The sequence below is a fragment of the Gordonia sp. AC31 genome (assembly GCF_031844505.1).
GTDB lineage: Bacteria > Actinomycetota > Actinomycetes > Mycobacteriales > Mycobacteriaceae > Gordonia > Gordonia hongkongensis.
This window is the reverse complement of sequence record NZ_JAUZVK010000069.1, coordinates 1-1,793: the sequence shown is the minus strand read 5'-3', so window position 1 is coordinate 1,793 and position 1,793 is coordinate 1. Positions and strand designations below refer to the sequence as shown.

The following is a 1,793-nucleotide window of genomic DNA, read 5'->3' as shown; positions in this document are numbered from 1 at the left end:
GACTGCTGAAATAGTCGGCGTCGTTTCGGTGTGGGGTGAGCGGGTTTGCCTGGTGGGCTGGGATCCTGGTGAGTATGCAGGGTGAGCCGGATCGTCAGGGTGAGTTTCTGGATGTGAACTCGGTCGTCGGGCATTTGCTGGCCGAGGGCAGTGTGTTCGCGTTTTTGGCTGCTCATCGCGAGCAGTTGTTCCCTGCGGAGATGTTCGCGGACCTGTTTCCCAGCGGCCGGGGCCGTCCGTCGATCCCGCCGGCCACGATGGCGTCGGTGATCGTGCTGCAAACGCTGCAGGGTTTGTCCGATCGCGAAGCCGCTGATGCGGTCACTTTTGATCTGCGGTGGAAAGCGGCGTGTGGATTCGTGTTGGGTAACAAAGGTTTTCATCCGTCGACTCTGACGTACTGGCGTCGGCGACTGGCAGCCAGCGACCGGCCGTACCGCATTTTCGAGGTGGTACGCGAGGTCATCACCACCACCGGGGTGCTCGCGGGTAAGAGCCGTCGAGCGCTGGATTCGACGATCTTCGATGACGCGGTGGCCCGCCAGGACGCCGTCACCCAGGTGATCGCGGCGATCCGGCGGGTCGCCCGAGAGGTCGACGGTGGTGCGGTGGTGGTCGAGCAGCGTGCGACTCGTCTGGCCGCGTTGACCGGCGGCGGCTATGACCGGCCCGGCAAGCCGCGGATCGCCTGGGATGATGAGTGTGCTCAACAGGACCTGATCAGCGCCCTTGTCGAAGATGGGTTGGCCGTGCTCGACGGTCTGGACCTCGAGGCCATCGAGAAGGAGCCAAGTAACGAGGCCCAGGCGCAGGCGGTGGCATTGCTGGCATTGGTGACCGGCCAGGATGTGGAACCGGCACCAGGTTCTGATGGCACCGACGGACGCTGGCGCATCGCGCCCCGGACCGCCCCGGACCGGGTGATCTCTACCGTCGATACCGACACCCGGCACGCCCACAAAACCCGGGCACGCCAGCAGGACGGGTTCAAGGGCCACATCGTCAATGAACCGGAGACCGGGTTAGTCACCGCGATCGAGATGACCAAAGCCGCTGGTCCGGACACTTCCGACGGAGCAGTCGGGGCACGGTTGTTGCTGAGCGATCCGACCGTCGCCGACGACGCCGACGATCGTGAGGTGCTGGGTGATTCAGCGTATGCCTCCGGTGACATGCTGGCCACGCTGGCGCGGACACGATGGAACGCGGTGATCAAACCCAAGCCACACATGCCGGCGGTTGCTGGTGGTTTCGTCATCGACGATTTCACCTTCGACGCCGACGCGAACACATTGACCTGCCCCAACAACCTGACCCGGCCGGTCAGCGCGAAAGGCCACGTCACCTACGGTGCGGCCTGCCAAGACTGCCCACTTCGGGCACGGTGCACCACCGCGGTTCGTGGACGCAAAATTAGTTTCGGCGAACACCACCAACTCCAGCGCGAACACCGACAACACTTCTCTGACAAGACTATTGCCGACACCTACCGCCAGCATCGACCCATGGTCGAACGGACGATTGCCTGGCTCACCCGCGGTAACCGGCGGGTGCCCTACCGTGGAATCGAACGCAACAACAACTGGCTGCACCACCGCGCCGCCGCGATCAACCTACGCCGCCTGATCACCCTCGGACTGACTATCACCAACGGCACCTGGACACTGGCCACCGCCTGAACCGCGGCACCGCCGCCCCACCTAGATCGATCACCACGACCACACCCCGGAACCGACACATCCCCGCAGCAGGAACCTCAACCCAGGCTGGACCCTAATTCAGCAGGCTCCTAG

At 64.0% G+C, this 1,793-nt stretch carries 1 protein-coding gene; it reads left to right on the top strand.

The window, feature by feature from the left end:
• The first annotated feature begins 74 nt into the window (after positions 1-74).
• Positions 75-1,679 (top strand): IS1182 family transposase, encoded by a 1,605-nt coding sequence (locus tag Q9R39_RS24575; protein WP_078114167.1) that lies wholly within the window; start codon positions 75-77, stop codon positions 1,677-1,679.
• Positions 1,680-1,793: the final 114 nt, after the last annotated feature.

What these genes read in the sequence shown, in the direction of transcription:
- Q9R39_RS24575 (WP_078114167.1), top strand. Translation starts at nt 75, where the DNA reads ATGCAGGGTGAGCCGGATCGTCAGGGTGAGTTTCTGGATGTGAACTCG.